The sequence below is a fragment of the Photorhabdus hainanensis genome (assembly GCF_018448965.1).
Classification (GTDB): Bacteria; Pseudomonadota; Gammaproteobacteria; order Enterobacterales; family Enterobacteriaceae; genus Photorhabdus; species Photorhabdus akhurstii.
The window spans coordinates 8522-29191 of sequence record NZ_RCWD01000018.1; the positions used below are offsets into that span (position 1 = coordinate 8522).

Annotated in this window: 1 protein-coding gene (running past one end of the window); it reads left to right on the forward strand. The window is 52.7% G+C overall.

The window, feature by feature from the left end:
- Positions 1 to 20670: the 5' portion of a non-ribosomal peptide synthase/polyketide synthase gene (locus EAE92_RS12610; protein ID WP_214068332.1), read on the forward strand. The gene runs 28464 nt beyond the window's last position; 20670 of the gene's 49134 nt are visible here — the first part of the coding sequence; it begins with the start codon at positions 1 to 3; the stop codon falls past the right edge of the window.

A 20670-nucleotide genomic window follows, 5' to 3' on the forward strand; every position in this document is an offset into this window, starting at 1 on the left:
ATGAAAGATAACATTACTAAAAAAGCGGAAAGTATCTTTAAAGCCGAACTTCTTTCTCAGACATCAGAAAATATAACCAATAACGTAAAGAATATACCTTCTCTGTCACGTAGTTGCGTCGTGGTCGGGGGAACGACCCTTGCAATATTCTGTGCTGAACAAATTCAAGCAGCCGGGCATACGATACAAGCAATACTGACTACCGATACCGTTCTGCAAACATGGGCTACCCGGCAAGGGATTATTTGTGTGAACTCTGTCGAGGCATTACAAGAGCAAATTGCACAACACCCTGTGGATTGGCTTTTCTCAATTGTTAATCCGATTATCCTGCCTATGTCGCTGATTGGGCAAATTCGCTGCGGTGCTTTTAACTATCACAATAGCCCCTTGCCACGTTATGCAGGCAGTCATGCAACTTCTTGGGCACTGTTAGCGCGGGAGGCGCATTACGCCATTTCGTGGCATTGTATTGAGGCGGGGGTGGACACTGGTGATATAGCGGTGCAATGGCCGGTATCTATTGAGGAGCACGATAATGCATTTTCATTGAATCTGAAATGTTATCAGGCAGCTCAGGAAGGGTTTATCAAATTGCTTCGGGATCTTGAGCAGGAAAAGTTGGCGACTTATCCGCAGGATCTGACACAACGGAGTTTTTATGCTCAATCTCGTCGTCCAGATGGTGGGGGGTATCTGTGTTGGCAGCAGCCGGGTGAAGCACTTTCAGCTTTAGTACGGGCATTAGATTTTGGCGAAAATTATTTAAATCCACTGGGTTGCCCGAAATTGTTACTGAAATGGGGCACAGTACGAATTTCCTGGCTTCAACGGATGAATCACTATTCTGAAGGGGCGCCCGGTACGTTGATTGCTGTAGAGGAGGATGCCTGGCAGGTAACAACCGGAAGTGAGGATGTTAGGATCGGAGGGTTTGCCACACTTGAAGGTAAATTACTTTCCGCCGGGGAACTTGCCGATATATCAGAACTCAGGCCCGGCAAGCAGTTGCCTCTATTTTCTTCGCAACAGACTGAGAATGTAAAAGATATCCTCCAGGCGCTTGCGCCTAGTGAATCATTCTGGCGTGAGTGTCTTGCCTCTTTTCTGCCGCTTCAATTACCTTTCGAAACTGCCGGGAAGTCGGTAGCACCGGACTGGGCATTAAGTGCCTGGCAATCTCCGTTGTTGGAAAATGGTGAAAAGTTAGAAAATGGTGAAAAAAGACCATTGCAGACACTGTTACAGACATTTGCTATCTATCTTGCACGCTTGACGCATCAAACCGAGTTCCAAATCGGCTGGTGTGTGGATAGGGTAAAAGATGAATCGGATGTGTTGTCTGTTTTGGCGCCAGTGGTGCCAATGACTGTTAAGGTGGAGTTTGATCAACCGTGGTATGCGGTAGCGAATTGGATGGAGGATGAGCTTGTACGGCTGACGCAGCATCGTACATTTTGCCGTGATCTCCTTTCTCGTTCTCCTTCCCTGTGTGTTATCCCGGCATTAACAACAAGTCGCCCGTGGCGAATTGCCGTCTCTTTCATGCCGGATGACAAACCGTGGCAGCAGAATGCATTAGGTGAATTGCTGACACTCCAGATAAATACTCAGGGTGGTTTTCGCTGGATTTACGATATAAACCGTTTGAGTGCGGAAGTGGTTCAGCGGATGAGTGAACATTTACAGGTGTTGGCATTATCGGCAGAAGAACGGAATGACATTCCCATCTGGCAACTTAATTTGTTGCCTGACGCTGAACGCACGCTGCTGCTGGAAACCTGGAACGCGACTGAAACGGTATATCCTAACCGGTTATGTATTCATCGGCTGTTTGAACTACAGGTGGAGAAAGCTCCTGACGCTATAGCGCTGATGTATGAAGAACGCGTTCTCAACTATGCCGAATTAAATGCCCGCGCCAATCGGCTGGCGCATCAACTGATTACGTTGGGAGTCTCACCAGAGCAGCGGGTGGCAATTTGTGTCGCGAGTTCGTCGGCGCGGATAGTGGGTCTGCTGGCAGTACTGAAAGCCGGAGGCGCCTATGTACCGCTAGATCCGGCTTATCCGGGGGAACGTCTGGTTCATATTTTAACCGATTCTGCGCCAGCTATTGTACTGGCAGATGATACTGGACGTGCCGCGTTAGGCGAAAAAGTACTGGCGGCACTGACCGTGTTGGATCCGAATTCATTGCCCAACTACCCGGAGAGCAACCCGCAGGTACCGGCATTAACCCCACGCCATCTGGCGTATGTGATTTATACCTCCGGTTCGACCGGCATACCAAAGGGAGTGATGGTCGAACATCATGGGCTGGTTAATCTGATTCAGGAAAAAATTGTTCAGTTTGATATTCATCCGGGGAGCCGGATGTTGCAGTTTGCCTCATTTGGTTTTGATGCGAGTGTCTGGGAAATCCTGATGGCATTGTGCAGTGGGGCTGCTTTGGCGATCCCGGCCGACATGATTCGTCAGGAACCTCGTTATCTCTGGCATTATCTGGAAGAACAGGCGATAACCCATGCTTGTTTGACCCCAGCCTTGCTCCGGGAGGGGGTCGATCTGCCGGAGATGACAATAAGACCGACGTTGATACTCGGTGGTGAGGCGCCTAGCGCGGCGCTGATTCAGGCACTGAGTCGTCGGGCAACGGTGTTTAATGCGTATGGTCCAACGGAAATCACGGTGTGTGCGGCTACCTGGCGTTGTCCGTCAGACTACACTGAGGGCGTCATTGCGATTGGACGTCCGACAGCTAACACACAGATTTATTTGTTGAATACTGACGGCCAGCCAGTGCCGTTAGGCGCGGTCGGTGAGCTGTATATTGGCGGTGTGGGGGTAGCACGAGGCTATCTCAACCGCCCTGATTTGACAGCGGAACGTTTTCTGGCCGATCCGTTTAGTGGTGAACCCAATGCCCGTCTGTACCGGACCGGGGATTTGGCCCGCTACCTGCCGGATGGCAATCTGGAATTTTTGGGCCGAAATGACCAGCAGGTGAAAATCCGTGGTTTCCGTATTGAACCGGGGGAAATTGAAGCTCGATTGCTGGAACACCCGGCGGTGAACGAAGCACTGGTGCTGGCTCTGGACGATGGTCAGGATAAACGGCTGGCGGCTTATGTGGCGGCAGAAGCAGATGACGGGCTAGTTAACAGCTTGCGTGCCTATCTGAGCGCCATTTTGCCGGATTATATGGTACCAGCAGCCTTTGTACGCTTGGATACCTTTCCGTTGACGCCAAACGGCAAACTGGATCGCCGAGCGTTGCCCGCGCCAGGGGCGGAAGCCTTCGCCCGTCAGGTTTATGCCGCGCCGCAAGGGGAGATAGAAACTCTGTTAGCTGCTGTCTGGAGTGAGTTGTTGGGCATTGAACAGGTCAGTCGGCACGACAGTTTCTTTGCCTTGGGTGGTCATTCGTTGCTGGCGGTACGAATGATTGAACGTCTGCGTAATGTGGGGTTAACACTGGCAGTACGTGATTTATTCCAATCCCCGGTGCTATCTGAATTTGCCCAAACAGTAGGGCAATCACCGGCGCTATTGGTGCTGGCGAATGTTATTACCCCGGCAACCTCGGTACTTACACCCGAAATGTTGCCGTTGATTGATCTAACTCAGACTGAGATTGACCATATTGTGGCCCAGGTACCGGGTGGGGTTGCCAATATTCAGGATATTTATGCCCTGTCACCATTGCAGGACGGTATTTTGTTCCATCATCTGCTGGCGAATAAGGGTGACCCGTATCTATTTGTTAGCCAGATGATCTTTGCTGACCGCGCCCTGTTGGACAGTTATTTAGTGGCAGTGCAACAGGTGGTTAACCGTCACGATATTCTGCGTACCGCCTTTGTTTGGCAAGGATTATCAGCGCCGGTTCAGGTGGTTTGGCGTCAGGCTCAATTATCAGTCACTGAACTGACGCTAGACCCGATTGATGGACCGGTCCGTGATCAGTTAGCTCAACATTTTGACTTACAACATTATCGCCTTGATTTGAACCAAGCACCCTTATTGCACTTTGCGGTAGCGCAGGAAGAGGATGGTCGTTGGAGCGTACTGCAATTGCTGCATCATCTGATTGGCGACCATACGACGCTGGAAGTGATGAATGGTGAAATTCAGGCTTATCTTGCCGGGCAGGAAGGGAACTTACCTGTGCCGATCCCTTTCCGTAATCTAGTGGCTCAGGCCCGATTGGGGATGAGTGAGGCTGAACATACCCGCTTCTTTACTGACATGTTGGATGAGGTGGATCAACCGACGCTGCCATTCGGGTTGACGGAGGTGCATCGGGATGGTTCGCAGGTGACGGAATCGCACCGGATGTTATCCACTAAGTTGAATGACCGCCTGCGCAGCCAGGCCCGGCGTCTGGGCGTCAGTTTGGCGACTTTGTGCCATCTGGCCTGGGCACAGGTGTTGTCACATACCAGCGGACAGACGAAAGTGGTGTTCGGTACCGTATTGTTTGGTCGGATGCAAGCGGGGCAAGGCGCTGACAGCGGTATGGGGCTGTTTATCAATACATTGCCGTTACGACTGGATATAAATGATGCTTCGGTACAGGACAGTGTACATGCTGCGCATACCCGGCTGGCGGAATTGTTGGATCATGAACATGCCTCACTGGCATTGGCTCAGCGTTGCAGTGGAGTACCAGGAGAAACTCCGCTTTTTAGTGCCTTACTGAACTATCGACATAATGATCAACCGACGCTCCCAAATAAAGTAGTACCGGGTATTGAATTCTTGGGCGCACAGGAGCGAACTAACTATCCGTTTGTGCTGTCAGTAGAGGACGGCGGTTCTACGTTGGGATTGACCGCTCAGGTGGTGCGGCCATTTGAATCAGAACGTGTATGCGGTTATATGCAACAGGCGCTGGAAAGTCTGGCCGCGGCGCTTGAACAGTATCCGGAGATGCCGGTACGAGCACTGAATATCTTGCCGACAGCGGAAAAAAAGCTGTTGTTGGAAACCTGGAATACAACTGAAACGTCGTATCCAGATCACGGTTGTATTCACCGACTGTTTGAGCAATGGGCAGAGAAAAGTCCAGATGCCACAGCACTGGTGTATGAAGAACAGATCCTCAGCTATGCTGAACTCAATGCTCGAGCCAACCGTCTGGCGCACCAACTGATAACGTTGGGCGTTACACCGGACCAACGGGTGGCGGTTTGCGTGTCACGTTCACCGGCAATGGTGGTGGGGGTATTAGCGGTGTTGAAAGCCGGCGGCGCCTATGTGCCGCTGGACCCGGTCTATACCAGTGAGCGCCTGGCGCATATCCTGACCGACGCGGCCCCCGCTATTTTGCTGGCGGATAACGTCGGGTGCGATGCGTTGGGAGAGGACGCACTGGAAGGGCTGACGGTACTTGATCCGAATAGCTTGCCTGATCAGCCGGACAGTAACCCGCAAGTGCCGGCATTGACGGCACAGCATCTGGCCTATGTGATTTACACCTCGGGTTCGACCGGTACGCCGAAAGGGGTAATGGTCGAACATCGTCATATCCTGCGCTTGTTTGACGCGACCAAATTCTGGTATCACTTTAACCGGCAAGATATTTGGTGCCTGTTCCATTCCATTGCGTTTGACTTCTCGGTATGGGAATTATGGGGAGCGTTACGCTACGGCGCTAAACTGGTGCTGGTTCCGCACGCGATTGCCCGTTCACCCCAGGAGCTGCATCAATTCGTGTGTCAGCACGGCATCACGGTGTTGAATCAGACCCCCAGTGCCTTCAAAGCCTTTATTGCCAGTTATGTCGCCAATCCGTTACCGGACTGTTTGCGCTATGTCATCTTTGGCGGGGAAGCCCTTGATCCGAGTATTTTGAAGCCGTGGTACGCTCTGCGTGAGGAGACGTTGCCTCAGTTGGTGAATATGTACGGTATCACCGAGACCACGGTTCACGTCACTTACCGGGCGCTGGGCCGTTATGATGCAGAACAGACAACCAGTCCTATTGGTACGCGCATCCCGGACTTAACCCTTTATTTATTGGATAAGTATGGTCAGCCAGTACCGTTAGGCGCTGTAGGTGAGTTATATATTGGCGGGGCCGGCGTGGCACGGGGTTATCTCAATCGTCCTGAGCTGACTGCGGAACGTTTCTTAATAGATCGGTTTAGTCATATTCCAGATGCCCGGATGTACCGCGCCGGGGATTTGGCTCGTTACCTGCCGGATGGCAATCTGGAGTTCCTGGGCCGAAATGACCAACAGGTGAAAATCCGAGGTTTCCGCATTGAGCCGGGGGAAATCGAAGCCCGGCTGATGGAACACCCGGCGGTGAGTGAAGCGGTTGTGCTGGCGTTAGATGATGGTCAGGATAAACGGCTGGTGGCTTATGTGGTGGCCGAAACGGATGAAGCATTGGTTAACCGTCTGCATACTCACTTAAGTACGATTTTACCGGATTATATGGTGCCGGCTGCTTTTGTGCGTCTGGATACCTTCCCGTTGACGCCGAACGGCAAACTGGATCGGCGGGCATTACCGGTGCCGGGGGAAGAAGATTTTGCCCGGCAGATTTACGCTGCGCCGTTAGGAGAGATGGAAACCACATTGGCGACTCTCTGGCGTGAATTACTGGGTGTCGAGCGGATTAGCCGGTATGACAACTTTTTCGCTTTAGGCGGTCATTCGTTGTTGGCAGTGCGGATGATGAACCGGCTAGCGGCGTTGGGGATTGAATTGCCATTGTCCACGCTGTTTAGATTCCCGTCTTTGATGGCCTTTGCTGAGGCGATGCGTACCCGGTTTGATGAGTCAGGCGAGGTATTGCCCGCTATCGTTCCGCTATCCCGTGAGGGTAAATTGCCGTTGTCATTTGCGCAACAGCGTCTGTGGTTCTTGGCCCAGTTTGACGGGGTGAGTGAGACCTATCATATTCCGTTGGCCCTGCGTTTGCGTGGTCGGCTGAATATCGCCGCCTGGCAACAGGCGCTTGATACACTGTTTGCCCGTCATGAAGGGTTGCGCTCTGTCTTCATTGCTGTCGATGGTCAACCGCAGGTGGAGTTGTTGTCGGCGGCATCAGGCTTGCCGATGAGAAAATATGATCTGCGTGACACGCCTGATGTGGAGGCGCAGCTTGCGTCTCTCTCTGCTCAGGAAGTTGAAACACCGTTTGATCTTGCTCGTGGTCCATTAATTCGTGCCAGTCTGATACAACTGGCTGATGATGATCACGTTTTCTTGTTGACCCTGCATCATATTGTTTTCGATGGTTGGTCTGTCAGCGTGTTGATGCGTGAATTAAGCACCCTTTATACCGCGTTTCTGGCGGGGCAGTCAGATCCGCTACCACCGCTGATGATTCAGTATCCTGATTACGCCGCCTGGCAGCATCAATGGTTGTCGGCTGAACGCGTACAGTCCCAGTCTGATTATTGGCGTACGCGACTGATTGATGCGCCGGTTCTATTGGATTTGCCTACTGACCGGCCACGTCCGCCTCAGCAGTCATTTGCCGGGGCCTTATTGCCCGTCAGTCTGGATGCGGAATTAACCCAATCTCTTAAACGCCTGAGTGAGCAACAGGGCGTTACGCTATTTATGACCGTGTTAGCGGCCTGGGCAGTAGTACTGTCACGCCTGTCAGGTCTGGAAGATCTGGTTATCGGTACGCCAAGTGCCGGTCGCGGTCGGCAGGAAGTGGAATCCTTGATTGGTTTCTTTGTGAATACGCTGGCGTTGCGGATAGATTTATCCGGTGGGCTGAATGTGACGGAATTGCTGGCGCAGGTACGGCAAACCGCGTTGGCGGCACAGGAGCATCAGGACCTGCCATTTGAACAGGTGGTGGAAATTGTGCAACCGCCGCGCCGACTGGCGCACACTCCGCTGTTCCAAGTGATATTTGCCTGGCAGAACAACGAGAACACGGAATGGCAACTACCGGGACTGGCGGTTTCACCTGCCGATCAGCTCATCGATATCGCTAAATTTGATCTTGAATTGAGCCTGTCTGAGGCGGACGGCCGAATTGTCGGTTATCTGAACTATGCCACCGCTCTATTTGATCAAGCGACCATTGAGCGGCAGGTGGGCTATCTCCATACCGTATTGCGGGCGATGGCGACTAACCCTCAACAGCCGGTCGGGAAAATCGATATCCTGACCGTGGCGGAACGCAAGTTGTTATTGAAAATTTGGAACGCGACCGAAATGTCGTATCCAGATCACGGTTGTATTCACCGATTGTTTGAACAATGGGTGGAGAGAAATCCGAATGCCACAGCGTTGGTGTATGCAGGACAAGCCCTCAGTTATGTCGAATTAAATGCCCGTGCTAATCGGCTGGCGCATCAACTGATTACGTTAGGAGTGGTACCGGATAAGCGGGTGGCAATCTGTGTCGCGAGTTCGTCGGCGCGGATAGTGGGGCTGCTGGCAGTACTGAAAGCGGGTGGTGCTTATGTACCGCTAGACCCGGCTTATCCGGGGGAACGTCTGGTTCATATTTTAACCGATTCGGCGCCGGCCATTGTGCTGGCGGATGATGCTGGACGTGCCGCGTTAGGCGAAAAAGTACTGGCGGCGTTAACTGTACTGGACCCAAATTCATTGCCCAACTACCCGGAGAGCAACCCGCAGGTACCGGCATTAACCCCACGCCATCTGGCGTATGTGATTTATACCTCCGGTTCGACCGGCATACCAAAGGGAGTGATGGTCGAACATCGTGGGTTGGTTAACCTGATTCAGGAAAAAATTGTTCAGTTTGATATTCATCCGGGGAGCCGAATGTTGCAGTTTGCCTCATTTGGCTTTGATGCCAGTGTCTGGGAAACCCTGATGGCATTGTGCAGTGGGGCCGCTTTGACTATCCCTGCTGACATGGTTCGCCAGGAGCCTCGCTATCTCTGGCATTATCTGGAAGAACAGGCGATAACCCATGCTTGCCTGACTCCTGCTTTGCTCCGGGAAGGGAGTGATGTGCCGGAGATGACAATAAGACCGACGTTGATACTCGGTGGTGAGGCGCCGAGTGCAACACTGCTTCAGGCGTTGAGTCGTCGGGCAACGGTGTTTAATGCCTATGGACCAACAGAAATCACGGTGTGTGCGGCTACCTGGCGTTGTCCGTCGGACTACACTGAGGGCGTCATTGCTATTGGGCGTCCGACAGCTAACACACGAATTTATTTGCTAAATACTAACGGCCAGCCGGTGCCGTTAGGCGCGGTTGGAGAGATGTATATTGGCGGTGTGGGGGTAGCACGAGGTTATCTCAACCGCCCTGATTTGACGACAGAACGTTTTCTGGCCGATCCGTTTAGTGGTGAGCCAGATGCCCGCCTGTATCGCACTGGGGATTTGGCCCGCTATCGGCCGGATGGCAATCTGGAATTCCTGGGCCGTAATGACCAGCAGGTGAAAATCCGCGGTTTCCGTATTGAACCGGAGGAAATCGAAGCCCGATTGCTGGAGCACCCGGCGGTAAGTGAAGCGCTAGTGCTGGCTTTGGGTGACGATCAGGATAAACGGTTGGTGGCTTATGTGGCGGCAGAAACAGATAACCGGTTGGTTAACAGCTTACGTGCCTATCTGAGCGCCATTTTGCCGGATTATATGGTACCGGCGGCCTTTGTACGCTTGGATACCTTGCCGTTGACGCCAAATGGCAAACTGGATCGCCGAGCGTTGCCAGCGCCGGGGGAGGAAGCCTTTGCCCGTCAGGTTTATGCCGCGCCGCAAGGAGAGACAGAAACCTTATTGGCCGCTGTCTGGAGCGAGTTGTTGGGTATTGAACAGATCAGTCGGCATGACAGCTTCTTTGCTCTGGGCGGTCATTCGTTGCTGGCGGTACGGATGGTTGAACGTCTGCGTAATGCCGGGTTAACCCTGGCGGTCCGTGATTTATTCCAATCCCCCGTGTTATCTGAATTTGCCCAAACAGTAGGGCAATCACAGACGGTGATAGTGCCGGCAAATGTCATTACCCCGGAGATCAAAGTATTTACACCCGAAATGTTGCCGTTGATTGATCTAACTCAGCTTGAAATTGACCATATCATTGAACAAGTACCGGGTGGGGTTGCCAATATTCAGGATATCTATGCCCTGTCACCGTTGCAGGACGGCATCCTGTTTCACCATTTGTTGGTGAATAAAGGAGATCCGTATCTATTGATCAGCCAAATGATCTTTGCTGATCGTTCTTTGTTGGATCGTTATCTGGCGGCAGTGCAACAGGTGATTAATCGTCACGATGTTCTACGTACCGCCTTTGTTTGGCAAGGGTTATCGGTTCCGGCTCAGGTGGTATGGCGTCAGGCTCAATTGTCAGTCATTGAACTGACATTGAACCCGGTTGATGGGCCGGTCCGTGACCAGTTGGCACAACATTTTGACCCGCGTCATCATCGTCTCGACCTGAACCAAGCACCTTTGTTGCGCTTCGCGGTAGCGCAGGAGGAGGATGGCCGCTGGTGCGTACTGCAATTGCTGCATCATCTGATTGGCGACCATACGACGCTGGAAGTGATGAACCGTGAGGTTCAGGCTTATCTTGCCGGACAGGAAGAGAGCTTGCCCGCGCCGGTTCCTTTCCGTAATTTGGTGGCTCAGGCCCGGTTGGGGGTGAGCCAGGCTGAACATACCCGCTTCTTTGCTGACATGTTGGTTGAAGTGGACGAGCCAACGCTGCCGTTCGAGTTGACGGAAGTGCATCGGGATGGTTCGCAAGTGACGGAATCGCACCGGATGTTACCCATTACGTTAAGTGATCGTCTACGCAGTCAGGCCCGGTGTCTGGGCGTCAGTTTGGCTGCGTTATGCCATCTAGCTTGGGCGCAGGTGTTGTCACGTACCAGCGGACAGACGAAAGTGGTGTTCGGCACCGTGCTGTTTGGGCGGATGCAGGCAGGGCAAGGGGCTGACAGCGGCATGGGGCTGTTTATCAATACCTTGCCGTTGCGGCTGGATATGGATGATACCCCGGTGCAGGAGAGTGTGCGGTTAGCCCATACCCGGTTAGCTGGGTTGCTGGCGCATGAGCATGCGTCATTGGCGCTGGCTCAACGTTGCAGTGGGGTATCGGGGGAAGTTCCTCTCTTTAGCGCGTTACTGAACTACCGGCATAGTGCGCAGCCAATTACCACAGACGCAATCATCAGTGGTATTGAAGTCCTTAGCGAGCAAGAGCGCACGAACTATCCGTTTGTCTTGTCGGTGGAGGATTTTGGTCACGCACTGGGATTGACGGCGCAAATCGTTCAACCGATTGATCCAGAGCGGATATGTGGTTATATGCAACAGGCGCTGGAAAGTCTGGCGGAGGCGCTTGAGCGGCAGCCGGAGGCTCCAGTACGGTTGTTGAATATCTTGCCGGCAGCAGAAAAAAGGCTGTTGCTGGAGACGTGGAATGCGACCCAGGCGCCATATCCTGACCAGTGTTGTATTCACCGGCTGTTTGAACAACAGGCAGAAAACACCCCGGATGCGATAGCGCTGGTGTATGGAGAACACATTCTCAACTATGCCGAATTAAATGCTCGCGCCAACCGGGTGGCTCACTGGTTAATTGGGCAGGGGGTCCAGCCCGATAACCGGGTCGCTGTGCAGTTAGAACGCTCTATTGAACTGGTGGTGGCTCAGTTGGCTATCCTCAAGGCCGGGGCCGTTTATGTGCCGATCGATCCCCGAGTGCCGGATGAGCGAAAACACTGGCTGATAACCGACTGTTCAGCCAAATTATTGCTTACCGATATCCCGGTTGACCTGGCCGATGAGAGCGGCGCTATCAGGACGGAGGATTACCGCAATCCTGACTTACCCCGCTCCAGTACTGAGCCGGCTTATATTATGTATACCTCCGGCTCGACTGGTACACCCAAAGGGGTAATGGTACCGCATCGGGCGGTAGTTAGACTGGTCATCAATAACGGGTACGCCGAAATTGGGCCGGATGATCGGGTGGCGTTTGAAGCTAATCCAGCTTTCGATGCCAGCACCTTTGAGGTTTGGTCGCCGTTGCTCAATGGCGGTACGCTGGTGGTGATTGATCATGCGACTTTGTTGACGTCTAAAGAGTTTGCTCAGGCATTACAGACTTACCGCATTACCGTACTGTGGCTGAGTGTCGGGCTGTTTAACCAGCTGGCGGCAGAGTTGTCCCCGGCTCTCCCGCAGCTCAAAATCCTGATGGTCGGCGGCGATGTGTTGGAGCCACATGTGATTAAGCAGGTTCTGCGTAATAACCCACCTCAACAATTATTGAATGCTTATGGACCAAGTGAAGGGACCACCTTTACCAGCACCTACCGTATTACCGTGTTACCGTCGGAAGTGGTGAGAATCCCTATTGGTCGACCGATAGCCAATACGCGAATTTATCTGTTGGATACAAGTGGTCAACCAGTACCGTTGGGTGCGGAAGGGGAAATTTATATCGGTGGAGATGGGGTTGCCTGTGGCTATCTTAATCGTCCTGAACTGACCGCAGAGCGCTTCCTGGCTGATCCGTTTAGTGATAAACCCGATGCCAGCCTGTACCGCACCGGGGATTTGGCCCGTTACCTGCCGGACGGCAATCTGGAATTCCTGGGCCGTAATGACCAGCAGGTGAAAATTCGTGGTTTCCGCATTGAACCGGGGGAAATTGAAGCCCGGCTGATGGAACATCCGGTGGTGAGTGAAGCCGTTGTTCTGGTGTTGGGCGATGGTCAGGACAAACGGTTGGTGGCTTATGTGGCGGCAGAAGCGAATGAAGAGTTGGTCAATCGTCTGCGTACTCACTTAAGTGCGGTGTTACCGGATTATATGGTGCCGGCCGCTTTTGTCCGCCTGGATGCTTTCCCGCTGACGCCGAATGGCAAGCTGGATCGTCGGGCGCTACCGGTACCGGGGGAAGAAGATTTTGCCCGGCAAATTTACGCCGAGCCGTCAGGGGAGATGGAAACCACACTGGCCGCTATCTGGCGTGAATTACTGGGTGTTGAGCGGATTAGCCGGTATGACAACTTTTTCGCACTGGGCGGCCATTCGCTGTTGGCGGTGCGAATGATAAACCGGCTAGCGGCGTTAGGGATTGAATTACCGCTGTCCACGCTGTTTAGATTCCCGTCGTTGATGGCCTTTGCTGAGGCGATGCGTGCCCGGTTTGATGCATCAGGCGAGGCATTGCCTGCTATCATTCCGCTGTCCCGTGAAGGCCAATTGCCGTTGTCATTTGCGCAACAGCGTCTGTGGTTCTTGGCGCAGTTTGAGGGGGTGAGTGAGACTTATCATATTCCGCTAGCTTTGCGTTTGCAGGGTCGCCTGGATATCGCCGCTTGGCAACGGGCGCTTGATACGCTGTTTGCCCGTCACGAAGCGTTGCGTTCTGTTTTTGTTGCTGTTGACGGCCAGCCGCAGGTGGAATTGTTGTCGGCGGCATTGTGCTTGCCGATGAAGCAATATGATCTGCGTAACACACCTGATGTGGAGGCGCAGCTTGCGTCTTTCTCTGTTCAGGAAATTGGTACGCCGTTTGATCTTGCTCGTGGCCCGTTAATTCGTTCCGCTCTGGTACAACTGGCTAATGATGAACACGTTTTCCTGCTGACTCAGCATCATATTATTTTCGATGGCTGGTCTGTCAGCGTATTGATGCGTGAATTGAACACCCTTTACACCGCTTTTCTTACCGGGCAACCGGACCCATTGTCTCCGTTGACGATTCAGTATCCTGATTACGCTGCTTGGCAGCGTCAATGGCTATCGGCTGAACGTATACAGTCCCAATCTGATTATTGGCGTGCGAGACTGATCGATGCACCGATTCTCTTGGATTTGCCTACTGATCGGCCACGTCCGCCTCAGCAGTCATTTGCCGGAAATATCTTGCCCGTCAGTCTGGATGCGGAGTTAACTCAATCCCTTAAACGTTTGAGTGAGCAGCAGGGCGTCACGTTATTTATGACCCTGTTAGCGGCTTGGGCGACGGTTCTGTCGCGTCTATCAGGCCAGGAAGATCTGGTTATCGGTACGCCGAGTGCCGGTCGTAGTCGGCAGGAAGTGGAATCTCTGATTGGTTTCTTTGTGAATACTCTGGCGTTGCGTATGGATTTATCCGGTGCGCTGAATGTGGCGGAATTGCTGGCGCGGGTGAGACAAACCGCGCTGGCGGCACAGGAATATCAGGACCTGCCTTTTGAGCAGGTGGTGGAAATCGTGCAACCGCCACGTCGACTGGCGCATACCCCGCTGTTTCAGGTGATGTTTGCCTGGCAGAATAATGAGAACACGGAATGGCGGCTGCCGGGATTGACGGTTTCACCTGTCGAGCAACTCATCGATATCGCTAAATTTGATCTTGAATTGAGCCTGTCTGAGGTGGACGGCCAAATTGTCGGTTATCTGAATTATGCCGCCGCGCTATTTGATCAAGCGACTATTGAGCGGCAGGTGGGCTATCTCCATACCGTACTGCGGGCGATGGCGGCTAACCCTCAACAGCCGGTCGGGAAAATCGATATCCTGACCGTGGCGGAACGCAAACTGTTATTGGAAACTTGGAACACGACCGAAATGTCGTATCCAGATCACAGTTGTATTCACCGACTGTTTGAGCAATGGGCAGAGAAAAATCCGGATGCCACGGCGCTAGTCTATGAGCGGCACATCCTCAGTTATACTGAATTAAATGCGCGTGCTAATCGGCTGGCGCATCAACTGATTACGTTGGGTGTAATGCCGGATCAGCGAGTGGCGATTTGTGTGGCACGTTCGCCAGCAATGATAATCGGGTTGTTAGCGGTGCTGAAAGCCGGGGGCGCCTATGTGCCACTGGATCCGACTTATTCTGGCGAGCGTCTGGGGCATATTCTGGCTGATGCCGAGCCGGCTATTTTGTTGGCGGATAATACCGGACGTGCTGCGTTGGGTGAGAAAGCGCTTGCAGACCTGATTATGCTCGATCCGAATATTCAGTTTGACCAGGCGGACAGTAATCCGCAGATACCTGAATTGACTGAACGACATTTGGCCTATGTGGTTTACACCTCAGGTTCGACCGGCACGCCGAAAGGGGTGATGGTCGAACATCGCGGGGTAGTTAACTTGGCTCTGGCTCAAATTACCCGATTTAGCGTTAATGAAACCAGTCGGATATTGCAATTTGCTTCATCGGGTTTTGATGCCAGTGTTTCGGAAATCATGACCGCGTTAAGTGGCGGGGCCTGTCTGGTTATTCCTACCGATATCATCCGTCATGATCCGCGTCGTCTTTGGTCTTATCTCGAAAAACAAGCAGTAACGCACGTTTTCCTGCCACCGGCTCTGTTCCGGGAAGAGAGCGATTTACCGGTAATAACGATAAAGCCTACGTTAATATTTGCAGGAGAAGCGCCAGGTTCAACCCTGTTCCGGACGTTGTGTGATCGGGCAAATTTATTCAATGATTATGGCCCGACGGAAATTACGGTTTGCGCCACCTCTTGGTCTTGCCCATCAGACTATACGGATGCATGGGTTCCTATTGGACGCCCAACAACCAACACACGGGTTTATCTGCTGGATGCTTATGGTCAGCCGGTACCGTTGGGGGCAGTGGGGGAATTGTATATCGGTGGCGTGGGTGTTGCTCGTGGTTATCTCAATCGTCCTGAGTTGACCGCTGAACGTTTCCTAACAGATCCGTTTAGTAATGAACCTGATGCCCGCCAGTATCGCACCGGGGATTTAGCCCGTTACCTGCCGGACGGCAATCTGGTATTCGTTGGCCGTAACGATCAGCAGGTTAAAATCAGGGGGTTCCGTATTGAGCCGGAAGAAATTGAAACGCGGCTGACGGAGCATCCTGCGGTAAGTGGCGCGTTGGTGCTGGCGTTAAGTGACGGGCAGGACAAGCGGCTGGTGGCTTATGTGGTGGCAGAGCCCGATGACGGATTGACGGCGAGCCTGCGTGAATATCTGAGCGCCATTTTGCCTGATTATATGGTGCCGGCCGCTTTTGTACGCCTGAATGCCTTCCCTCTGACCCCAAGCGGTAAGCTGGATCGCCGAGCACTGCCAGCGCCGGGGGCGGATGCCTTTGCTCGTCAGGTTTATGCAGCGCCGGAAGGGGAAACAGAAACCTTATTGGCCGCTATCTGGGGCGAGTTGTTGGGTATCGAACAGATCAGTCGGCATGACAGTTTCTTTGCCTTGGGCGGCCATTCTCTGCTTGCGGTGCGAATGATTGAACGTCTGCGTAACGCGGGATTAACGCTGGCGGTGTATGATCTGTTCCAATCTCCGGTGTTGTCCGCATTTGCCCAAACAGTAGGGCAGTCACAAGCGGTGGTGGTGCCGGAGAATGTCATCACACCGGCCACCACGGCACTCACACCTGAAATGTTGCCGTTGGTTGAGCTGACCCAAACTGAGATTGACCATATCATTGCACAAGTACCATGTGGGATGACTAATATTCAGGATATCTATGCTTTGTCACCGTTGCAGGACGGGATTCTGTTCCACCACTTATTAAGTAATGAAGGCGATCCATATCTATTGGTCAGCCAGATGGTCTTTGCTGATCGTTCATTGTTGGATCGTTATCTGGCGGCAGTGCAACAGGTGGTTAATCGCCACGATACTCTACGTACTGCTTTTATCTGGCAAGGATTATCTGCGCCGGTTCAGGTAGTCTGGCGTCAGGCGCCGTTATCAGTTGTGGAACTGATATTAGATCCTGCTGACGGGCCGGTTTATGAGCAATTGGCTCAACGTTTTGATCCGCGTCAGCATCGTCTCGATCTGGGCCAGGCGCCACTGTTACGTTTTGTTATTGCACAGGAAACGGATGGTCGCTGGATTGCGCTGCAATTACAGCATCATCTGATTGGCGATCATACCGCATTGGAAGTGATGAGCCGCGAAGTTCAGGCGTACCTTGCCGGGCAGGAAGAGAGCTTACCGGCACCGGTCCCTTTCCGCAATCTGGTGGCTCAGGTTCGTCTTGGGGTGAATCAGGCAGAGCATACCCGTTTCTTTACTGACATGTTGGCAAATGTGGATGAACCGACGTTGCCGTTCGGATTGACGGAAGTACATCGGGATGGTTCTCAGATGACCCAATCGTACCGAATGTTGCCCGCGATACTGAACAACCGCTTGCGTAGTCAGGCTCGGCGTTTGGGGGTCAGTCTGGCGGCGCTGTGCCATCTGGCTTGGGCGCAGGTATTGTCGCGTACCAGCGGACAGGAGAAAGTGGTATTCGGCACCGTATTGTTTGGGCGGATGCAGACAGGGCAAGGAGCTGACAGCGGTATGGGGCTATTTATCAATACCTTGCCGTTACGGCTGGATATGAATAATACCCCAGTACGGGGGAGTGTACAGGCGGCACATGCCCGGTTAGCCGAATTACTGGAGCATGAACACGCTTCACTGGCGCTGGCTCAACGTTGCAGTGGGGTACAAGGTGAAGTTCCACTCTTTAGTGCTTTGTTGAACTACCGGCACAGTGCGTTATCCGCGACTTCGAATGAAATCATGAATGGCGTTGAATTTCTTGGCGCGCAGGAACGTACCAACTATCCGCTGACTCTATCGGTGGAGGATTTTGGTAATGCGCTGGGGCTAACAGCGCAAATTGTTCAGCCATTTGATCCGGAACGGGTGTGCGGTTATATGCAACAAGCGCTGGAAAGTTTGGCAGAAATACTTGAGCTGGCCCCGGAAACGCCGGTACGGACATTGGAAATTTTGCCCGAGTCTGAACGCGCATTGTTATTAAAAACCTGGAATGCGACTGAAACTGCCTATTCTGATCCGTTGTATATCCATCAATTATTTGAACAACAAGTGGAGAAAAAATCGGATGCCACGGCACTGGTGTATGAAGAACAAAGGTACAGCTATGCGGAATTGAATACTCGCGCTAACCGCCTGGCCCATCAATTGATTGCGCTGGGTATTGCGCCAGACCAACGAGTGGCGATTTGTGTTACACGTTCACCGACGATGGTCATGGGCTTGTTGGCTGTATTGAAAGCGGGGGGAGCCTATGTTCCATTGGACCCGGCCTATCCGAGGGAACGTTTGGCACATATTTTGACTGATGCAGCACCGGCTATTGTGCTGGCGGATAATGCCGGATGTATCGCACTGGGTGAGAAAGCGCTTGCAGGACTCACTGTACTGGATCCGAATACTTTGCCGGATAAGCCGGATAGTAACCCGCAAGTGACCGCACTGACTGCGCAGCATCTGGCGTATGTGATTTACACCTCGGGTTCAACTGGCACACCAAAAGGTGTGATGGTTGAGCATCGTGGGCTAATCAATCTTATCCGGGATAAAATCACTCAGTTTGGCATTCACTCGGATAGCCGGATGTTGCAGTTTGCCTCGTTGAGTTTTGATGCCAGTGTTTGGGAAATCATGATGGCGTTGGGAAGTGGGGCCTGTCTGGTTATTGCTGTCGATATCGTCCGTCAGGACCCGCTTCGCCTCTGGCATTATCTGGAACAACAGGCAGTGACCCATGCCTGTTTGACCCCGGCTTTGCTTCGGGATGGGGGAGATTTACCTGCGCTGACGATAACACCGACAGTGATATTAGGCGGTGAAGCACCTAGTGCTGCACTATTTCAGACACTTTGTCGTCGGGCGACGGTGTTTAATGCCTATGGCCCGACAGAAATCACAGTGTGTGCGACGAGCTGGCGTTGTCCGCCAGACTACACGGATACGTTAGTGCCTATCGGCTATCCGACGGCGAACACCCAGATTTATTTGTTGGACACCTACCGCCAGCTTGTGCCATTGGGGGTTGTGGGTGAGTTGTATGTCAGTGGTGCGGGGGTGGCGCGTGGCTACCTTAATCGTCCTGAACTGACGACTGAACGCTTCTTAGATGACCCGTTTAGTGAGATGCCGGATGCGCGGATGTATCGGACCGGGGATTTGGCCCGTTATCTGCCAGATGGCAATTTAGTATTTGTTGGTCGTAATGACCAGCAGATTAAAATTCGGGGCTTCCGGATTGAACCGGGTGAAATTGAGACCCGATTAATAGAGTACCCGGCGGTACGTGAAGCGGTGGTATTAGCGCTGGGTCAGGGGCACGATAAGCGTTTGGTAGCCTGGGTGGCGGCAGAAGAAAACGATGAGTTGGCGAATAGCCTGCGTACTCATCTGAGCACAGTTTTGCCGGATTATATGATGCCGGCGGCTTTTGTCCGTTTGGATACACTGCCGTTGACGCCAAATGGAAAACTGGACCGTCTAGCGTTGCCGGCACCGGACGAAGAAGCATTTTCCCGTCAGATTTACGAAGCACCACAAGGCGAAACAGAGATAGCGCTGGCGGCTATCTGGTGTGAATTATTGGGGATTGAACAGGTGGGGCGGTATGACAGCTTCTTTGCCCTAGGAGGCCATTCGTTGTTGGCGGTGCGAATGATGAACCGAATAGCGGCTTTAGGCATTGAATTGCCGCTGACCACGTTGTTTAAATCACCGACATTGGCAGCCTTTGCTGAGGTAATGGGGATTCAGCTTGGTGAACAGAACAATAGCGTGTCTGCTATGGTACCGATATCCCGCGAGGGCGGCGCATTACCTTTGTCATTTGCTCAACAGCGTCTATGGTTCCTGGCGCAATTTGAGGGGGTTAGCGAGACCTATCATGTCCCAATGGCCCTGCGTTTACATGGTCAGTTGGATATCGTCGCCTGGCAGCAGGCGCTGAATCGCTTGTTTGCCCGTCACGAGGCTTTGCGTTCCATCTTTATCTCGGTGGATGGTCAGCCTAAAGTCGAATTGTTGCCGGCTGAATTGGGTTTGCCGATGAGCAAACACGATTTGCGCAAAGTGTCTGATGCAGATAAACAGTTTGAGCGTTTATGTGTACAGGAAGCGGAGGCGCCGTTTGATCTTGCTGGTGGTCCGTTAATCCGAGCGGGTCTGATACAACGGGCTGACGATGATTACGTCTTTTTGCTGACTCAGCATCATATTGTGTCAGACGGCTGGTCGGCTGGCGTATTGATGCGCGAATTAAGCGCCCTCTATACCGCTTTTTCAATGGGGCTGCCAGATCCGTTGCCGCCACTGGCAATTCAGTATCCTGATTATGCCGCCTGGCAGCGTCAGTGGCTGTCGGCGGAGCGGTTACAAATCCAATCTGACTATTGGAGAATGAGTCTGGCAGACGCGCCTGTTCTACTGGATTTGCCTACTGATCGATCACGTCCATCTCAGCAGTCGTTTGCCGGGGCTTTATTACCCGTTAATCTGGATGCGGAATTAACCCAATCTCTTAAACGTTTGAGTGAGCAACAGGGCGTCACGTTATTTATGACGTTGCTGGCTGCTTGGGCAACAGTCTTATCACGCCTATCAGGTCAGGAAGATCTGGTTATCGGTACGCCAAGTGCCGGTCGTAGTCGGCAGGAAGTGGAATCCCTGATCGGCTTTTTTGTGAATACATTGGCGTTGCGTATGGACTTATCCGGCGTCCCCAATGTGGCAGAATTGCTGGAGCGTGTGAGACAAACTGCGCTGGCGGCACAGGAGCATCAGGATCTACCGTTTGAACAGGTAGTGGAAATCGTACAACCACCACGTCACCTGGCGCATACTCCGCTGTTCCAAGTGATGTTTGCCTGGCAAAACAATGAAGGCATGGAATGGCGGATGCCGGGACTGACGGTTTCACCGGCC